This is a genomic window from Shewanella alkalitolerans (assembly GCF_019457575.1).
Classification (GTDB): domain Bacteria; phylum Pseudomonadota; class Gammaproteobacteria; order Enterobacterales; family Shewanellaceae; genus Shewanella; species Shewanella loihica.
In genome coordinates this window covers 3263611-3281927 of sequence record NZ_CP080422.1, presented here as the reverse complement: position 1 = coordinate 3281927, position 18317 = coordinate 3263611, and the positions used below count along the sequence as shown (strand labels likewise).

At 55.7% G+C, this 18317-nt stretch carries 13 protein-coding genes; 4 read left to right on the top strand and 9 right to left on the bottom strand.

Annotated features, from left to right (window positions below; translation table 11 throughout):
* Positions 1-282 precede the first annotated feature (282 nt).
* From olsF to K0J45_RS14325, 3 genes are all read right to left on the bottom strand, one after another.
* On the bottom strand, positions 283-2037 hold the full coding sequence (gene olsF, locus K0J45_RS14335; RefSeq protein ID WP_491572542.1) for a bifunctional ornithine lipid synthase OlsF: 1755 nt from the start codon (positions 2035-2037) through the stop codon (positions 283-285).
* Positions 2038-2162: 125 nt separating this feature from the next.
* Positions 2163-5840 (bottom strand): sensor histidine kinase, encoded by a 3678-nt coding sequence (locus K0J45_RS14330; RefSeq protein ID WP_220043052.1) that lies wholly within the window; start codon positions 5838-5840, stop codon positions 2163-2165.
* 252 nt (positions 5841-6092) lie between these two features.
* Positions 6093-7448 (bottom strand): YjiH family protein, encoded by a 1356-nt coding sequence (locus K0J45_RS14325; protein WP_220043051.1) that lies wholly within the window; start codon positions 7446-7448, stop codon positions 6093-6095.
* A gap of 517 nt (positions 7449-7965) precedes the next feature.
* Between K0J45_RS14325 and K0J45_RS14320 the strand changes: the two genes are divergently transcribed.
* The gene (locus tag K0J45_RS14320; RefSeq protein WP_220043050.1) at positions 7966-8616 is read left to right on the top strand and encodes a hypothetical protein; all 651 of its coding nucleotides are present in this window, start codon (positions 7966-7968) and stop codon (positions 8614-8616) included.
* A gap of 86 nt (positions 8617-8702) precedes the next feature.
* On the opposite strand, the gene K0J45_RS14315 is transcribed toward K0J45_RS14320, so the two are convergent.
* Both K0J45_RS14315 and ubiU read right to left on the bottom strand, forming a co-directional pair.
* Positions 8703-9548 (bottom strand): U32 family peptidase, encoded by an 846-nt coding sequence (locus K0J45_RS14315; protein WP_220043049.1) that lies wholly within the window; start codon positions 9546-9548, stop codon positions 8703-8705.
* A gap of 32 nt (positions 9549-9580) precedes the next feature.
* Positions 9581-10582: a ubiquinone anaerobic biosynthesis protein UbiU gene (ubiU, locus tag K0J45_RS14310; RefSeq protein WP_220043048.1), complete on the bottom strand. Its 1002-nt coding sequence runs from the start codon at positions 10580-10582 to the stop codon at positions 9581-9583.
* A 196-nt stretch (positions 10583-10778) separates the two neighbouring features.
* On the opposite strand from ubiU, the gene ubiT reads away from it, so the two are divergent.
* Complete coding sequence (ubiT, locus tag K0J45_RS14305; RefSeq protein ID WP_220043047.1) at positions 10779-11291, top strand: ubiquinone anaerobic biosynthesis accessory factor UbiT; 513 nt, start codon at positions 10779-10781, stop codon at positions 11289-11291.
* Between the two features lie 96 nt (positions 11292-11387).
* On the opposite strand, the gene K0J45_RS14300 is transcribed toward ubiT, so the two are convergent.
* The 3 genes from K0J45_RS14300 to trhP form a co-directional block, all read right to left on the bottom strand.
* Positions 11388-11645, bottom strand: coding sequence for a YfhL family 4Fe-4S dicluster ferredoxin (locus K0J45_RS14300; RefSeq protein ID WP_011866582.1), 258 nt, complete (start codon positions 11643-11645; stop codon positions 11388-11390).
* A gap of 231 nt (positions 11646-11876) precedes the next feature.
* Complete coding sequence (locus K0J45_RS14295; protein ID WP_220043046.1) at positions 11877-13205, bottom strand: phosphatase PAP2 family protein; 1329 nt, start codon at positions 13203-13205, stop codon at positions 11877-11879.
* Between the two features lie 500 nt (positions 13206-13705).
* The gene (trhP, locus tag K0J45_RS14290) at positions 13706-15064 is read right to left on the bottom strand and encodes a prephenate-dependent tRNA uridine(34) hydroxylase TrhP (protein WP_041509137.1); all 1359 of its coding nucleotides are present in this window, start codon (positions 15062-15064) and stop codon (positions 13706-13708) included.
* Between the two features lie 291 nt (positions 15065-15355).
* Here trhP and K0J45_RS14285 point away from each other — a divergent pair, with 291 nt between their 5' ends.
* On the top strand, positions 15356-16198 hold the full coding sequence (locus K0J45_RS14285) for an HDOD domain-containing protein (protein ID WP_011866579.1): 843 nt from the start codon (positions 15356-15358) through the stop codon (positions 16196-16198).
* A gap of 71 nt (positions 16199-16269) precedes the next feature.
* On the top strand, positions 16270-17766 hold the full coding sequence (locus K0J45_RS14280; RefSeq protein WP_220043045.1) for a putative bifunctional diguanylate cyclase/phosphodiesterase: 1497 nt from the start codon (positions 16270-16272) through the stop codon (positions 17764-17766).
* A gap of 23 nt (positions 17767-17789) precedes the next feature.
* Here K0J45_RS14280 and K0J45_RS14275 read toward each other — a convergent pair whose 3' ends face one another.
* Positions 17790-18230, bottom strand: coding sequence for a thioesterase family protein (locus K0J45_RS14275; RefSeq protein ID WP_220043044.1), 441 nt, complete (start codon positions 18228-18230; stop codon positions 17790-17792).
* Between the last annotated feature and the right edge of the window lie 87 nt (positions 18231-18317).

The following is an 18317-nucleotide window of genomic DNA, read 5'->3' as shown; positions in this document are numbered from 1 at the left end:
GATTCAGGACTAAATAGTTAAGCTTGGTGGCTTGGACTGATGGTTAATTGAGAGTCCGCCAAAGCTATTGGTAAAACTAACTCACAGAACTAACTCGCAGAGCTAACGACAAGCCTTTGTCGCAAAACAAATTCACAAAAGCTTGTCGCAGAACCAATCCACAAAAGCTAGCGATAAAAAAGACGCCCTGAGGCGTCTTTTTTATGCTTGAAGATAGCCCTGCTAGCGCAAGAGCTAGCGCTATTGCTAGCGCTATTTCTATTTCTATTTCTATTTCTATTTCTATTTCAACGGGCTGTCTTCGCCGCTGGTGTTGAGTTCGGGCAGGTGACAGTCGATGTAGCGGGCGCGCTTCTTGGCCTTGAGTTTGTGGGTATCCACCAGTACCAGGCCGTCGATGCAGTCGCCAAACTCGGCGTCTATGCCGAAGTCGAGGAAACTCACCCCTAAACCGTCGCACAGCTCGCCATACTGTTTATACAGGGCGGGCACGGCCGCGCCCATACTGGCCAGCGCCTGTTTGAGCAGCTTAAATTCCGCCTGATAGTCTTCGCCGGGGAAGAGGCTATCTAACTGTTCGTGCTGCTCTGGGGTGAAGCTGTAGCGACTGTTGGCGTGGGCTAGCTCCTGCACCGGGCAGAAGTGGGTCTGGTAGAAGTAGACCAACATCGCCTTGGCCTGCTCCGGCAGGGCGTCGCTGATGGAGACGGGGCCGAACAGGTAACGATACTCTGGATGCTTGGCGAGGAAGGCGCCTATGCCGAACCAGAGGTAATCCAGGCTGCGCTTGCCCCAATACTTAGGCTGCACGAAGCTGCGCCCCAGCTCCAGCCCCTGCTCGAAGTAGGGGGCGAACTCGTCGCGGTACTGAAACAGTGACTGGCTGTAGAGGCCCTTATGCTCATCTTGGTAGAGACTCTTGGCGCTGGCGAAACGGTAGGCGCCGACGAGCTCCAGCGCCTTGTGATCCCAGAGCACCAGGTGCAGGTAGTCGGCGTCGTACTTGTCTGTGTCGCGGCGCTTGCCGCTGCCTTCACCTACGGCGCGAAAGGCGATCTCCCTCAGCCTGCCTATCTCACGCATGATGGGATTGCTTTGCTTGTGGCGGTAGAGATAGATGAGTTTCTCGTCGTGGGTCTGGCCCAGCAGCTCGCATTGGGACAGGGCTTCGATCAGATCGCTGCGCGACTCGGGATGGGCGATGGCGTTTTGGGTCTTAAACAGGGGGCTGCGGTTCTTGCCGATACGGTAGAGATGATTCTTCAGCAGCTTCACCTGGGTCTTGAGCGGGAAGTCGCTGCTGGCCACCACCTCCTTGGGGATCAGCTGGCCTATGCGCAGGGGCATGGTGCGCTTGGCCTGCTTGAACATCTCCTTGACCAGCAGCAGACTGGCCAGAGGCTTGTAGATCATCGAGGCACCGTAGAAGGTGGCCGAGTTCTTGGCATCGGCAAACATGGGCAGCAGCGGCGCCTGACAGGCCTTGGCGATCTTCAGAAAGCCGCTGTGCCAGTGCAGGTCCCTCACGCCGTTGGGGCGCAGGCGCGAAACCTCGCCGGAGGGGAAGATCAGCACGGCGCCTTCGCTCTTGAGGTGCTGGTGGATCTTCTCCAGGTGCTGTTTGGGGGTGCCGCCTGTCATGTTGCGAACGGGTAGCAGGATGGAGTGCAGCGGCTCCAGGGCCATCAGCAGCTCGTTGGCCACCACCTTGATGTCGGGGCGCACCTTGCTGATCAGCTTGATCATCGCCAGGGCGTCCAGTGAGCCGATAGGGTGGTTGGCGTAGATCACCACTCGCCCCTCGCTGGGGATATTCTCCACCTCTGTGCTGGGCACGCTGTAGGTGAAGTTGAAACTGGCCAGGACCTGCTCGATAAAGTCTACCCCCTCCAGGTAATCGAACTCCTGGGTGATGGCATGGCACTCTTTTTCCATCAGAAAATAGCGCAACAGCGCCTTGGTGGGGGTCGCCAGCCAGGGGCTCTGATTGAGTTTGGGCAGGTTGTTGGCAACCACATCGTCTACGGTGAAGATCATCTTTTGCATGGGGTCTGCTCGCTGTGTAAGGGATGGTGCCCGTGATGGAGACACCCTATCCATAGCGCCAGAGTAAGAGGGGAGTTTGACTAAGAGATGAACAAATTATTGCAGCCAGATGACGCCTAGCGAACGATCAGGCTGTCGGGCAAATGTATGATGAAGGTGCTGCCGCGCCCCTCCTGGGAGTCTATGCTGATCTCGCCCTTTAGGACCTGAGTGACTATGTTGGAGACGATGTTCATCCCCAGACCGCTGCCGCCCTTGCCGCGCTTGGTGGTGAAGAAGGGCTGGAACACCTGGGCCTGAACCTCCTGGGACATGCCGCAGCCATCGTCCTGATAGGTGATGCAGATCCCCTGGTCGGTTCGCTCGACGTCCAGGTTGAGCTTACCAGACTTGCCGTCGGGGTAGGCGTGGATCACCGAGTTGTTAAACAGGTTGCTGACGATCTGGTAGAAGGCCCCTGGAGTGCTCTGGATGATCAGCTTCTCCGGACATTGATAGCTGTACTCATGGGGCGTGCGAGACAGCATGGGGTTGAGGGAGATGAAGATCTCCTCCAGGTAGGCATGCAGGTCGAACTCGCGCACATCCTCGTGGGACTGATCCACCGAGACCTGTTTGAAGCTGGCGATAAGCTTAGAGGCGCGCTCCAGGTTGGCCAGGATCAGTCGGCAGCACTCGGCCACTTCATTCTGATACTGCTCGAAATCCTCTTCGGTGATCTCGCCGCGGTGATAGAGCTGGTCGAAGTGTTTGACGCTCTCCTGCAGGTGGGAGGCGGCGGTGACGCTGATCCCTATGGGAGTGTTGACCTCGTGGGTGATACTGGCCACCAGGCCGCCCAGCGCCGCCATCTTCTCCTTGTCCATCAGCTCGCCCTGGGTATGTTCCAGCTCATCCAGGGTGTGTTTCAGCTCGTCATTGCGCTGTTGCAGCTCCAGGGTGCGCTCGTTGACGCGTTGCTCGAGACGCTGATTGAGCTCGCGCAGGGCGTGCTCCGTCTCTTTCTGCTGCTGTATGTTCTTGATGGTCCCTGCGATGCGTACCGCCTTGCCCGCCTCGTCACGCTCTACCACCTGACCACGATTGAGCACCCAGAGCCACTCGCCGTCGGGCGCCAGGCCACGATAGGTGAGGGAGAACTTATCTATCTGGTCGTTGATGCACTCCTTGGCGACCCGTGACACCTTGGGGATGTCGTCCGGGTGGACACAGGTGGCTATGGTCTTCTTAAGCTCCAGTTCCTGCTCGGGGTACTTGAGGAAGGTGTTGGTACGGGTTGCATTGCCATGAACGATATTCCAATCCCAAAACTCATCGCCGCTGCCCCACAGGGCTAGCTGCAGGCGCTGTTCACTCTCGGCCACCTCGTGCAGCAGGGCAGCCTGCTGCTGGTACTGGGACCACTTGCGATAGAAGATCAGGCTTACCAGCATCAGGGTCAGGGTGAAGTATAAGGTGTAGGCGAAGGGGGACTGCCATGGGGCAGGTTCGAGCATGATCTTGAGGCGCCTGATGGGGCTGTATTGCTGGTTGATATCCTTGGCGCGGATCTCAAACAGATAGTTGCCCGGATTGAGGCCGGTGAAGTAGGCGACCTGCTCCGGCGAGCCTGCTATCCAGGTGTCGTTGAGCCCGAGCAGGCGGTACTGATAGCTGAGCCGGGTGGCGTTGTGCAGATCCGGGCTGTGGTAGTGCAGCGAGAAGATATCGGCGGTATGGGGCAGTGCCAGCGAAGGGGGCAGCCTTGGCGTGCCCTGGTCCATGTCGGGGAGTCCCTGGGCCTGACCCAGCACAAAGAGATCTGTGATCACCGGTAGGGTCGGTGGCTGACGACGGGGCAGCTGGGCCGGATTGAAATGGTTAAAGCCGTTGACGCCGCCAAGATAGAGGCTGTTGTTACGCCCGAGCGCCGCGGCGCCGAAGTTGAACTCATTATCTTGTATGCCGTCGATATCTGTGTAGTTGGTGGTCTTCAGGCTGTCCGGGTCGAGCTGGGTTAGCCCCTTGGTGGTGCCGAGCCAGAGGTGGCGGCGCTGGTCGGCAAACAGCAGGTAGATGGTGTCGTCGATCAGGCCATCTGCCGTGGTAAGCAGTCGGCTGCTGAAGTCTTGGGTATTGAAATGCAGTAACCCCTCGTTGCTAGCGATCCACAGGCTGTGGTTATCACCGGCGACGATGGAGAAGAGGTGTTGTTTAGGCAAGGCGTGGGGTGTGTGGCTGGCGAAGTGAGTGATCTCGCCATTGGCCGCGAGCCTCAGCAGGCCGTCGCTGGAGGAGGTGAGCCAGTAGTTGCCGTCGGCGTCCTGCAGCATGTCGGTGACCGTCTTGATGGGCAGAGGCACGGCGATAAAGCCTGTGGCTATGCCGGCGTATCTGGCTATGCCGCCATCGCTGCTGGTGATCCAGGGGGTCCCTTGCCTATCGAAATAGAGCGAATAGAGCTGATTACTGGGCAGGCTGTTGGGGCTCTTGGCATCGGCCAGATAGTGAATGTAGCTCTGCTTGTCGGCGGTATAGATGAAGAGGCCATCGCCCCGGGTGCCTATCCATAGCTGACCCAGCTCATCTTCCTTGATAAAGCTGATGAAGGCCTGACTGAGGGCGGGGTTTTGCACATGGAAGGGGATGAAGCCCGTCAGCTCGCCCCTGGGATTTTTCAGCCCCCGGTAGACACCACTGGCGGTGCCGACCCAGAGAGTGCCCTGGCTGTCCTCCAGCAGGCTGCGAATGTCCACGTTGAGCAGATTATTGTCGTTGAAGCTAAAACCATGGATATGGCCGAAATATTGGGCGTCGAGAAAGGTCTTACTCAGGCCGCCGCCCTTGCTGCCGATCCACAGCTGCTGCTCGTTGTCTATCCACAAGGAGGTGATGACTGGGCTGTTGATGCTGTAGCGGTTCTCGGCGGAGGCGTTGAGCCTGTGGATCTCGTTGCGACTCGGTTCATATCTGGCCAGCCCCTGGGCACGAAAGCCTATCCAGAGGCTGCCGAACTTATCCCGCCTGAGGGCGGAGATGGAGAAGGCGGGGCTGGCGGGCACGGCGGCGATCGCCATGGCCTGATCGTTGGTGATATCCAGCAGGAACAGGCCGCGGGTCTGGGTGCCGACCCAGAGGGTGTTACTCTTACCCGCCTCGATGGCGGAGACGCCGCGCACGTCAGGAGCGTATTGGGTGACACTAATCTCATCTGCTGTCTGCTTGAGGCTGGCGAGACCGTTGAGCGTGCCTATCCAGAGCCTCTCCTGCCGGTCGCGATACAGGGTGTTGATGCGCCCGCTGGGCAGTCCTTGAGTAGTGCTGCTGTCCAGGGTCGCCAGCAGCTTGTTGCTGGCGGGGGAGAAGTAGAGCAGGCGATTGTCGGCGGTGGCGATCCATAGGTTACCCTGGGCATCTTCATCGAGATCGACGATATCGTCGGGCAGCGGGCTGTTACTGGCGTTGAAGGGCTCGAAGATGCCGCTGTCGGCATGATAGCGGTTGATCCCTTCGTTGCGGGTGATGAGCCAGAGGGTACTGCGGCTGAAATGCAGCTTCTTGATATATTTGGCCGATGGGCTGCGATTATCCCCCTGGGTGTCGAAGATCTTGAAACGCTTACCATCGTAGCGGTTGAGCCCGGCCTGGGTGGCGATCCACAGATGTCCCTCCTTGTCGTTGACGATATCTGTGACCGTGTTCATCGACAGCCCCTCCTTGGCGCCGAAGGAATCAAACTGCGGCTGATAGCTGAAGGCTAGGCTGGGCTGGCTCACCAGTAGCAATAGCAGGAGTGAGAGAATGAGTGCTCTCATCTAGGCGCGCCAACTCGTGTGTTTGCAAGTCATAACTTGGCCCTTGTGATCTAGGGGGCGGTTTGGCGCTCAGTTTTTTTGGGGATGGGGGGCGAAAAACAGCCGCGTAAATCCCGATACAATGAGCGCTGCTTGAGTGTTTAAGTTTAGAAGTCTTTGGGGAAATTGCGAGTTGAATGAATAAGATAATGTGCCATTGCGGCCATAAAAAAGGGCAGCCTGAGCTGCCCTTTTTTAGTTTACGCCTCTGCCTTAGAAGATAAGGTGGGCGACGCCTGCGATCACCGGCAAGGTGACCAGGGTTCTTAGGATAAAGATGACAAACAGCTCGAGGATATTGACCGGGATCTTGCTGCCAATCAACAGGGCGCCCACTTCACTCATGTAGATCAGCTGGGTCACCGACATGGCGGCGATGATGAAGCGGGTCATGTCAGACTCGATGGAGCTGGCCAGGATCGACGGGATGAACATGTCGGCAAAGCCCACCACTATGGTCTTAGAAGCTTCGGCGGCTTCCGGCACCTGTAGCAGCTCAAGCAGTGGAATGAATGGCATGCCCAGATAGTTAAAGATAGGTGTGTATTCGGCGATCATCAGGGCGACCGTACCTATGGCCATCACCACAGGGATCACGCCGAAGATCATGTCGATCACGTTCTTCAGACCATCTTTCAGGGTATGACCCACGCTTTCGGCCTTGGCCGCCTTGGTCAGCGCCTGCTCCAGGCCCCAGGCGAAGACGCCCTTACCATGAGGGATAACCTCGTCGTCGGGATGACGCGGGGTCTCATCTATGTAGTGATCTTTCTTCCAAGAGAGCGGGGGCAGCTTAGGCACAACGATGGCCGCGACCACACCGGCCAGACAGACGGTGAGATAGAAGGGCACGAACAGGTGCTCGAGCTTAACCTGAGAGATCACCACCAGTGAGAAGGTGATAGAGACTGCCGAGAAGGTGGTGCCGATCACCGCCGCTTCTCTCTGGGTGTAGAAACGGGATTCATATTGCTTACTGGTCATCAGAATGCCGACGCTGCCATCGCCAAGCCAGGAGGCCATACAGTCGATGGCGCTGCGTCCCGGCAGGTTGAACACCGGGCGCATCACCTTGGTCAGCAGGGTGCCGAACAGCTCCAGCAGGCCGAAGTTAAGCAGCAGTGGCAGCAACATGCCGGCAAAGATAAACACGCAAAATAGCACGGGCAGCAGGTCGTTGAGTACCAGTGCGCCGGTATTGCCCGAGTGAATCGCCTCGGGCCCAGTGCCGGTAAAGGTCAGTACGATGAAGATGGCACCCAGCACACGCACAAGGGCCCACATGGGGCTGACGTCGAGCAGGGCGCGAAAGAAGGGATAGCGATTGAGTATCGCGGGTTTTGCCGCTTTGCAGATGAGAGTCGCGACAGCGGTGAGCACCACAATGGCGGTGACGATGGCGACAATGCTATCGCCCAATAGATTTTGCAGCCCCTTAGATACGATGGCGATGGGGATCGTGATGGCATCTTGATAGCTAATGGGGGTCATGAAGAGTAACAGTCCGATAATGGAAGGGACTAGAAACGTCAGCACGGTTTTAATGTTATGGGTTTGTTTTTCAGCCACTTTATTTAGCCTTTATTCTTTGCTTCCCAAGCGTGGGCAGCCATCTACTCAAAGATCCGTTAATCAATACACTCTGAATATCCATTCATGAGATAAGCGGGGAAGGTTACCCCCTAAGTCCAGTGATGTAAAACGATTATAATGCTTGGTGAACCGTTTCACCGCCGCAGCATAGTTATTAGCACTTTATGACTATTTATATTGTACCTAAATTGCCAAGGTCTAGGCTAGGTAATTATTGGTTAAACTCCTTTGAAAACAAGGTTGTGCATTTGTTGCCTGGGTGTTGCGTGGCGGCGCGACGTTTAGTCTGAGAGATACCCCTTTAGTGGAGGTGAACTATGATTATCATGTATGATTTTTGTTGAGTTTTTATTCAGTCCGTGTCAGAAATATGCGCTAGACCTCTGCAAAAAATTCTGATTCCATATATGGTTAACCAATGAGTGTGTTAAACGATAAAGGGCCTATGACTTCAAAAGAGCAGAAACTGTCTAAATTAGCATTTAGGTTTGGCTTGCTTGGACTCGTAGGACATCTTATCGGCTTGGTGGCGGCCAGCTTAGGATTCAGCGATTACAGCGGCCAAGGCTTTAGCTTCTACAACTTCTCCCTGAGTGAGCTGGGTCAGTATGGCCACTCCGAGCTGGCGGTGGTGTTTAACGGCGGACTCTTCTTCGGCAGTTTGAGCCTGGTGTTATTTGCCCTGTTTGCCCTGCAAAACAGTGACGGCCCCTGGGTGTTGACCAGCTTCTCTGTGTTGGTGGCATCGCTTCTGGCGTTGGCCTGTGTCGGCCTGTTTCCGGTTAACGTCTATCATCTGCATATCTTAGGCATAGAATATTTCTTCTACTTCGCAGCGATGAGCGTGGCGGCGTATCTTGTCTACCTGTTGAGACGCAGAGACAGGCCCAAGCGCTTTGTCCTGCGCGGTAGCCTGTTGATCTCTGGCCTGACGCTGGGCTTGCTACTGGTGTTTATCCTGTTGGCCCATACGGATGATGGCGTGGTGGCGAGCGGAACCTGGTTTTACCATGATCTCGTGATGGTGGAGCCAAGACCCGAGTTTCGCTGCCCTGTGATCATGGAGTGGGCCGCGCTGTTTAGCTTCATGGGTTGGCTACTCTCGCTGGTGTGGACCCAGCGAGAGACGCGTCGACTCGGTTAACCTTTCTTTTTATCTAAGTCGACGTTTTATCTGTTTTTTTAGAATTCCCCGATGAGTCCTACTTATTTTTCTTAGTTGCCGCTCACCTAGCTAAGGGTCAGACCCGGCAGCTGATGCCAGTAGCCGTTGCACTGTCTGTCGTGGCTGGCCGATTTGGCCGGTAACTCATCGGCCAAGGCGATGGATGCCAGGGACGAGGGTGAGATGCGGAAGTAGTCGACCCCCAAGGCCTGCATCTGAGTCTGCTGGTCGCAGAGATCCATATAGTTGGCCGATTGTGTCTGTATGCCGTTGAGGCGCAGCAGCGGCTGATCTTCCTGGGTCTGCACCAGTAATCCCTCAGGATTTTCGATACAGATGGTCTGACACTTATCCTTGGTCAGCCCCTTGTGGCGGGCGGTGAAGCAGCGGGCCGAATGGGCCAGCGGCATGAAGCCATGACCGAACACTTCCACCTCGACCTGGCGCGGGCCGAGGTCCTCAAGTACCTGAGTGAGCCAGGCTTTGGACAGCTCCAGCGGCATCACGAAACGTTGCATGCCCCAACTGGCAAACTTCTTCAGGGTCGCGGCGTTATAGCTGTTGATGCTGGGCCCGCAGACGAAGGGGAGCCCATGCTCCTTGGCCAGATAGATGGCGCCGACATCGTTAGCCTCTATGGTGAACTCGCCATTTTCTACCTGCTTCTTGAGTTCAAGAAATTCCGACTGCGCCTCGATAAGCGTCAGGGTGGAGAGCACCACCTCCTTGCCAGCGGCCTTCAGCATGCGCGCCAGGGCGAGATAGTCGCTGAACTTAAGCTCGCGGCGACGACTGCAGACGGTCTCGCCCAGATAGACCAGGGGCACGCTGCTCTGTGCCACGGTCTCATAAAATTCGACCACCTTCTCTTTGGGCCAGCAATATTGAATCGGTCCTAATGAGGTTTTCATCTTGTTATCCTTTTGTCTTTATTGCTTTGCTGTTATTGCCAGGTGCGCTCATAGGCGCCCAGTGTGGTGACCTGTCCCTCGGAGACCTTGGCCAGGGCTTGATCCCACTGGGCCTGGGTGGTGTAGGCCGCTGGATCGCTTAGGTAGGTGTCGATCGCCTGACGCCATACCCGGGTCACCTGCTCCACATAGGCCGGGCTGCGTTGACGCCCCTCAATCTTGAGAGAGACCACGCGAGCCTTGGCGAGCTCCGGCAGCAGGCTGAGGGTGTTGAGGCTGGTGGGAGACTCCAGCAGGTGCGAGGCCTCCTGGCTGTCGCTGGTGGTGTAGCGCCCCTTACAGACTACGGGATAACCCATCTGCTCATCTTTGCCCGATTGATCGATCAACACGTCGTTGAGGCGGGTCTGTTGGCTGTCGCCCACATCTTGCCAGCGTACATGTTTTGCCGGTGAACAGGAGCCGCCCGTGTTGGGGGACTGGCCCGTCACATAGGAGGAGAGGTGGCAGCGCCCCTCGGCCATGATGCACAGGCTACCGAAGGCGAACACCTCGAGATCCACGGGGGTCACCTTGGAGAGGTCTCTGACCTGTTTCATCGACAGCACCCGCGGCAATACCACACGGTCGATGTTGAACTCCTGCTTGTAGAGGCTAAGAGCCCCCAGGTTAGTGGCGCTGGCCTGCACCGACAGGTGCAGCGGCAGGTGAGGGTAACGGCTGTGGGCATAGTCCAGCAGGGAGAGGTCGGCCATGATCAGCGCATCGACCCCTGTGTCGGCGGCCAGATCGATCGCCTGGTACCAGCGTTGCTCTTCACCGGGTTTAGGGAAGGTGTTGATGGTCAGAAAAATCTTCTTACCCGCCTGCTGGGTCAGCTTGGCCGCCTGGGCCAATTTTTCCGGCGTAAAGTTAAGCCCGGCGAAGGAGCGGGCGTTGGTATCGTTTTTCAACCCAAGGTAGACGGCGTCGGCACCGGCGTTTAAGGCGACCTTGAGGGAGGCGAGGTTACCCGCCGGACAAAGAAGTTCCATGTGCTGTTCTCCCTTAAAAAGTGTGAAGTGTAAAAGGGAATGGCTGAACAATTCTTGATGTAAAACAGGTTTGTGATCATAAAATCTGGTTAAAATTGATTTCCTTATCACTCTCGACAGCGGTTGTCGGGAACCTCACTAAACATTGATCGAAGTCACGATTTCGGTCCTCCAATTTGGTAGGAGAACGTCAGTCATGCAGCGAAGTGTGTTGGCAAACATGGCCAAACATCTATTGCAATATGGGCCTAAAGTCATAGCTAAACCATTAAACTTAGTGCCTTTTACAATTAAGGCTCAGCTTATCGAGCGTATTTTAAATCTGCTGATGGCGGCGCAGATCAAAGATGGCGAGCTGGATTTTTTGCAGGCTCGCTGGGTGAAGATAACAGTGACCGATCTCGAGTTAAGCTTCGAGGTTAGCTTCGATGAGCGCCTCATCGTCCGCGAAAGCGGCGAGGCGGAGGTGAGCTTTAGCGGCTGTAGTCAGGCGCTGCTTTTGATCGCCGCCGGTAAGGAAGACCCAGATACCCTGTTTTTCCAGCGCCGTCTGGCGATTGAGGGGGATACAGAGTTGGGGCTAGAGGTGAAAAATCTGCTGCTCAGCATAGAGTTCGACACCATGCCGGTATTTATGCGCCAGAGCATTACTCAGGCCGCCGCCATGCTCACCCAACTGCAGCGCCAAGCGAACATGCCATGGGCCTGAAATAGCCCATTGAGCTAACTCATGATGAGGCATAAAAAAGCGAAGCTCAGGCTTCGCTTTTTGTTTATTTGAAGACGGTTAACTCTTGTTGGCTGCTTAATCGATCGGCTTACCGGTGATCAGGTGATACTTGACCAGGAGTTCATCCTGGGACTCTACATGGGCGGGGTCCGGGTCGATACAGTCGATGGGACAGACGGAGACACAGGTAGGCTTGTCGTAGTGGCCGACGCATTCGGTGCACAGGTTAGGATCTATCTCATAGATCTCTTCCCCCATGGTGATCGCCTGGTTGGGACACTCAGGTTCACACATGTCACAGTTGATACAGCTGTCGTCGATCAGTAATGCCATCTAGTTGTAATACCTTCTATAAAACTTGTAAGTGCTCTGGTGATGTGATCCCCATTAGGCTAATTTGCCACGTGAGCCAGTGGTGGGCGGGCATTATAGCATATGCCCTGCATTCGCCTAGTCATCGAGGATTGCAAAATCAATTATAGGAAAATGCTAAGGGAGGGTGAAACTCGACCGGCTCCAATGGAGCCAATCGATAGGTTATATGTATTTATGCCTGGAGAAGGCTTAGAAGCTATAGGTGACGGCAAAGCCCGCGAAGTTGAATCGGGAGTCGTTATAATATTCGTCGGTGTCCGAGGTCTGCTCTAGCTGACCGTAGAAGAGTGAGGCTGCCCAGCGCTCGTTGATCTGGTAGGTGACATCGCCCCAGAAGGCGCTGGAGTCAAAATCGGAGAGACCGGTAATGCGATAGCCCAGGCTGGCTTTTACTGCCGGGGTAAAGCGATAACCCAGCTCCGCAGCGGCGGCGGGGACGATGAAGAAGTCGTTAAACTCCCCAAGGTTTCCGCCCTCTAGGTCATCGAGGCGGATCCATTGATCGATCAGGCTGATACCGGCGCCGACATTCACTATCCAGTCGCTCTTTGGCATCAGGTTAAACATATAGTCGGCGGAGAGGTTCCAGCTGCGATAGGCGGCGATAACCTCGCTACCGGCGGCGTAGCGCTTGCCGTTAAAGCCGATATCCTGGTTGAGTATGCTGGTGTCTCTGGCCTCCAAGGGGGTGAACCTGAAGGAGAGATATTGCTGCTTGCCCGTCCCCCAGTTGACCAGTGCCGAGGCGTAGGTGTTGGGCTCACTCTCTTTGCTGAAGCCGTTAAGGTCGAAGCCGGTTTCCTGCTTGTCGCGAATATAGTTGGTGTCGGTATCGAAGCCGCCGATCATCAGGGTGTAGCTGTTATTGAGCGGTTTGTCTTGCTGGCCCCAATCATGGCTTTTTTCCCGCTCGGCCCGAGGGCCCTTGTTACCCGCCAGCCCTGGGGTGTAGCTCAGCGCTAGGCCAATATGATCTTCCCCCAGGCTTGGGGCGATCACCAGATCTGTCTGGGCATAGGGGTCGGTAAAATAGAGGCTGGTCATCACGGCGATGGAGCCGCCGGCAAGCACATCGTCCATGTAGTGGCGGTTGGCCCAGATACGACTGCCGCCCACGAAGGCCGCCGCCGCATAGGCCGGGATGCCGTATGCGTTACCGTATCTGTGATGAATAAAGGCGGCGCCGGAGAAGGCCGCCGAGGTATGCCCAGAGGGGAAGGAGTTGGACTCAGTGCCGTCGGGTCTCAGGCGCTCGACGCCAAACTTCAGGGTATGTGTGATGGCCGCCGTGGCCGCGACCCCCTTGGTAACCTGCCAGGCGCCTTCGGTATCGCCTATCCAGAGGGCGCCGATTAGGCCCGCGGCGGGCAGGGCGATCTGCACCACATCCCCCACTTCAGAAATCGTGCCGGACTGGCCTTCGAGGATCTCACTCTTGCCGTAGGCAGTCGGCGACGCCAGGCTAGCGGCCACTAGGGTAGGGAGTAGATATGTTACGGAAGCGCGGGGAGTCATCATTTTTATGCCTTGTATTTCATCAAGATAACTATGCGTTTCAGTGTAACAGCTAATGGCGGGCTTGCTACCAAGTTGTAGAAAAAATGTGAAGATGTAGCGAGTCTCAAGTATGGGACCTGGATGTGGAACTTAGGCGTGGGACTTGAATGTTGGAATCAGCTGTAGGACTGGGGTGTGGAGTGTGTGCGAGGCATGGTTATGTCTAGGGTTAGAGTCAGATATAGGGAGGCGTTCGCGGAGCAGACGCTTGCCGAGTCTGGCACTTGGCCATAGTCGTTCAAGGTAAGTCGCTCAAGGTATGTCACTAAAGTTAAGTCACTTAAGTTAAGTCACTTAAGTTAAGTCACTTAAGTTAAGTCGCTTAGTCAGAACTAGAGTAAGTCGTTGAGCTAGGTGTTGAGCTAGGTGTTGAACTAGTAGGCTTATTTTCTGGGGGTAAAAAAACAGCCCGAGAGATTCGGGCTGTTTAAAGGCTGTGTTTAAGTCGCTCGAGGCGAATCTTAAGGGTGTGGCTGACGTGTGCTCTGCTCGCCCGTCAGGTTGCGCATCAGGATCGCACGCTCGACCTCGACTTCTGCCGGTACCGGCAGATAGACGAAGTGACCCGAACCTAGCCCTGCCTCGACGCTCTCGCCCTTGCGGTTTTCCAGGTGTTCTATGGTCAGGTTGATGTTGCCCTGGGGCGTCATCAGCTCGACGCTATCGCCGACGGAGAACTTGTTCTTCACGTCGATCTCGGCCATCCCCTTGGCGTTGCGCTTGCCGGTAAACTCGCCGACAAACTGCTGGGTATCGCTGATGGAGTAGCCGTAGTCATAGTTCTGGTACTCGTCGTGCACGTGACGACGCAGGAAGCCCTCGGTGTAACCACGGTGCGCCAGCCCTTCGAGCTGGTACATGAGCGCCGGGTTAAACTCGCGACCGGCCGCGGCATCTTCGATCGCCTGGCGATAGAGCTGTGCGGTACGGGCCACATAGTAGAAGGACTTAGTACGGCCTTCGATTTTCAGTGAATCTACGCCCATCTTGGTCAGACGCTCGACGTGCTGGATGGCGCGCAGATCCTTGGAGTTCATGATGTAGGTACCATGCTCATCTTCAAACGCCGGCATATATTCGCCTGGACGTCCCGCCTCTTGCAGCAGGACGATTTCGTTGCTTGGCGCACCTTCACCCAGGGTTGGGTTGTGCATCTGCACCTCAGGATTAACCGCCACTATGTCGCCGGTCTCTGTCTGCACCGCCTCGTGGGCGTCGTACTTCCAGCGGCAGGCGTTGGTGCAGGTACCCTGGTTAGGGTCACGCTTGTTGATATAGCCAGAGAGCAGGCAACGGCCTGAATAAGCCATACACAGGGCGCCGTGCACGAAGACCTCAAGCTCTATGTCTGGGCAGCGTTGACGTATCTCTTCGATCTCATCCAGTGACAGCTCGCGAGAGAGGATCACACGCTTGATCCCTTGTTGCTGCCAGAACTTGACCGAGGCCCAGTTGATGGCATTGGCCTGAACAGACAGATGCACCGTCTGATCCGGGAAGGCCTCGCGCACCATCATGATAAGACCGGGGTCTGACATGATCAGTGCATCGGGCTGCATGGCCACCACTGGCTCCATATCCTTGATATAGGTCTTGAGCTTAGTGTTGTGGGGGGCGATGTTGCTCACCACATAGAGTTTCTTACCCAGGCTGTGGGCCTCTTGGATACCCGTCGCGAGGTTTTCCATCTTGAAATCGTTGTTTCTGACACGCAGGCTATATCTCGGTTGGCCAGCGTAAACCGCATCGGCGCCATATGCGAAGGCATAACGCATATTTTTTAGGGTCCCGGCAGGAGACAGCAGCTCAGGTTTAAACATCATTTCTCTCAATTAACAGGTATCGAACAAACTTGGGGCGGGCATTTTACTCAATGGGGCAAGGCTTATGCAAATTAGAAGTTGTTTATTTTATCGACAGCCGTCAATGACTGACGATAAAAGCGGGCAAACAGGAGAAATTTAAGCCAATTAATAACCTATAATCTTAAACTTAGCTAAAATTACACAAATTCTTAACTGGATGGACGATTTTTACCATCACGGTTAGCAAGAGTGCTGATATACTCTCTGGCAACATCAATATGGGCATAGTTTTTTTAAGGAGTTTGCATGTCTAGCGAGCATCAACTACTGGTTGGGTTACTGAAAAAGTTAAAGGCAGATGCTTTGGTCTTGCCGACTTTGCCCGAGGTAGCAATGCGCGTTCAGGAGGTGGTTTCCCGCCCCGACTCCAGCCCTAAGCAGGTGGCCGAAATTATCGGTCAGGATGCCGCCATCTCGGCCCGTATGATCAAGGTGGCCAACAGCGCCATGTATAGCCGCGGTATCAAGGCGGAAAACATTAACGCGGCGGTGACCCGCATCGGCCTGACGCAGATCAAGGCGATCGCCACCTCAGTGGCCATGGAGCAGCTGTTCATCTCTACCAACGAGATGGTGTGGGAGGTGATGGACGAGGTGTGGCGTGCCTCTATCGAGGTGACCTCGGCGGCCTGCGCCCTGCTACTCAAGTATTCCAAGACCCACAAGGGCTGTGGACTCAACTACGACACCCTGACCCTGGCGAGCCTGGTGCACAATATCGGCGCCTTGCCGGTACTGACCGAGGCCGAGGCTAATCCCCATCTGTTTACCAGTATAGAGCAACTTAGGGCGCTGGTTAGGAAGATGCAGGGGCCGCTAGGTCGCGCCGTGCTCAAGAGCTGGGACTTCTCGCCCGAGGTGACAGAGGTGGTCGAGCGCTGGGCGGATCTGCCTTATCTGCCAGAGCAGGTGACCTATCTGGATTTCGTGCGCGCGGCGGCCTTCTATACCGGCGAACTGCGCGCCGGTCACGATCTGGAGGAGCGCCTGGACGTGTTCCTTCAGCGTGGCTTGCCCGTGAGCCCGGAATATCTGGGATCGGATGAATTTCTCGACAACTACCATTCGATTAAATTAAGTTATGAATAGATAAGGCCTGGTCGGCAGAGTGTGCCGATCCGTCTTGTCGTTTCTTTATTTATCAAAATATTAGGGATTGTGTGACGGCAACTGAGCTGATTTGGTTAATAGTCTATCTGATAGCAATCGGCATCGCTGGTATCATCTACTGGTACTGGCATAGGCGCACTGAGCTTAAGTTTCTTAAGCGTCTGGTGACCCAGCTAAGTCAGCAACATAAGGTGCGCCAGCCCCTGAATATTGCCACCATTCCCTACCGTTTTATCCCCCTCTATGTGCAGCTGCAACATCTGCTGAAACAGCTACCGCCCCCAAAGGGTCGCGATAAGCTGACCGGGCTGCTCAATCGCGTCGGTCTCAAGGCCAAGTTGACCCGCAAGATGCCTCTCACCCATGGGATGTTTGTGCTCATCGATATCCATCGCTTTCGCTATGTGAACGATCTCTTTGGCTTCTCCCTGGGGGATAAGCTGCTGCAGGCCTTGGCAGAGCGCTTGGAGCGGCGCATCGGCGATAAGGACATGCTGGCGCGGATGAATGAAGATGAGTTTCTGATCTACTTTCATACCCCCATGAGCGAGGCCGAGCTTATGGTGTTTCAGCAGGGGGTGGCGCAGCCCATCAGCATCAAGGGAACCGTGATCAATTTACAGCTGCAACTTGGCTATCTCGAGCTGTCATTGCACCACGCGGATGTTAGTCAGATGCTGCGCCGTCTGGATCTGGCATTGGTGCGGGCCAAGTCGGCCAGTAACTATATCGCCGCCTATCAGGAAGGGGACGATCGCAGTCAGCACAGGCAGTTGACCATAGTCAGCTGTTTCCCCAAGGCGTTGGAGCAAAACGAGCTTTACTTAGTGTTTCAGCCCAAATATAACCTTGCCACAGGCAACTGCACCCACGCCGAGGCCCTGATCCGCTGGGACAGCTCTGTGCTTGGGCCTGTCTCGCCGGGTGAGTTTATTCCGCTTTTAGAGTGCGCCGGGATGATCAGCTTGCTTAGCCAGTGGGTGATCGATCAGGTGTTGTTGCAGCAGGTGCGTTGGCAGGAGAGTGATATTCGCCTGCAGCTGGCGATCAACCTGGCGATTGACGATCTGAGCGAGAAGCAGCTGAGTGAGCGGATCATCACCCGCCTGAAGCAACATGGCCTCAGTGCTCAGGTGCTCTCTATCGAGATCACCGAGAGCCAGCTGATGACAGACATGGTGCGTACCGTGGCCGTGCTCAATCGCCTCAAGCGCGCCGGGGTCAAGGTGGCGATAGATGATTTTGGTACCGGTCACTCCTCGCTGGCCTACCTCAAACACCTGCCGGTGGACGAAGTTAAGATAGACAGAGCTTTCCTGACCGGGCTGGAGTCGGACCCACGGGCGCAACATATCGTTCGCAGCGCCGTCGACCTGGCCAAGGGGCTGGACTTTTCGGTGACCGTCGAGGGCGTCGAGCAGATGCCGGTGTTTAAACTATTGCAGGAGATGGGAGTCGATAAGGTGCAGGGGGACATTTACGCCAAGCCGATGCGCGCGCCAGAGCTTGAGATGCATTGGCGCAAGTTAAATCAGCCGCTCCTCTAGGATTTAAGAGCTAAAAGGCTTTATTACAGGCTGATGGCTTGGTCGAAGTGACGGCCGAGCTCCTTGATGAGGGGCGGCGTCATGGGGCAGAGCTGCCTCGCCTTGTTCATACATACCATCTCGATGTGGGCGGTCACCGCCGGCTTGGTGCCCTTGGGGCGCCAGATCTCCTGCTGCCATACGGTGCGATACTTGCTCTCGAAATAGAAGCGGGTACGCACATCCACCACGTCGGCAAATTCAACCCCTTCATGGCAGAGCATGTCGCTGCGATAGACGGCAAAACCCAGGCCGTGCTGTTGCCAGAGGGCTGCCAGTTGCTCGGCGCCGATCACATGCTCACGGGCACGCTCGAAATATTTCAAGAAGTTAGGATGGTACACCACGCCGGAAAAGTCGGTATCTTCGTAGTAGATCTGCACCGGAAAATGAAAGGTAGGGCTGAACTTATCGTCTGGCTTCATCTGGAGTCTGGGCTAAATTAGAGAGGCGACAGCATAGCATACTCTCGGTCTGTCTTGGCACGACTTGTTGGCGAGTGGTGTGTTAAC

What these genes read in the sequence shown, in the direction of transcription:
- K0J45_RS14330 (WP_220043052.1), bottom strand. Translation starts at nt 5,840, where the DNA reads ATGAGAGCACTCATTCTCTCACTCCTGCTATTGCTACTGGTGAGCCAG.
- K0J45_RS14285 (WP_011866579.1), top strand. Translation starts at nt 15,356, where the DNA reads ATGTCTAGCGAGCATCAACTACTGGTTGGGTTACTGAAAAAGTTAAAG.
- trhP (WP_041509137.1), bottom strand. Translation starts at nt 15,064, where the DNA reads ATGTTTAAACCTGAGCTGCTGTCTCCTGCCGGGACCCTAAAAAATATG.
- K0J45_RS14300 (WP_011866582.1), bottom strand. Translation starts at nt 11,645, where the DNA reads ATGGCATTACTGATCGACGACAGCTGTATCAACTGTGACATGTGTGAA.
- K0J45_RS14315 (WP_220043049.1), bottom strand. Translation starts at nt 9,548, where the DNA reads ATGAAAACCTCATTAGGACCGATTCAATATTGCTGGCCCAAAGAGAAG.
- ubiU (WP_220043048.1), bottom strand. Translation starts at nt 10,582, where the DNA reads ATGGAACTTCTTTGTCCGGCGGGTAACCTCGCCTCCCTCAAGGTCGCC.
- K0J45_RS14295 (WP_220043046.1), bottom strand. Translation starts at nt 13,205, where the DNA reads ATGATGACTCCCCGCGCTTCCGTAACATATCTACTCCCTACCCTAGTG.
- ubiT (WP_220043047.1), top strand. Translation starts at nt 10,779, where the DNA reads ATGCAGCGAAGTGTGTTGGCAAACATGGCCAAACATCTATTGCAATAT.
- olsF (WP_491572542.1), bottom strand. Translation starts at nt 2,037, where the DNA reads ATGATCTTCACCGTAGACGATGTGGTTGCCAACAACCTGCCCAAACTC.
- K0J45_RS14275 (WP_220043044.1), bottom strand. Translation starts at nt 18,230, where the DNA reads ATGAAGCCAGACGATAAGTTCAGCCCTACCTTTCATTTTCCGGTGCAG.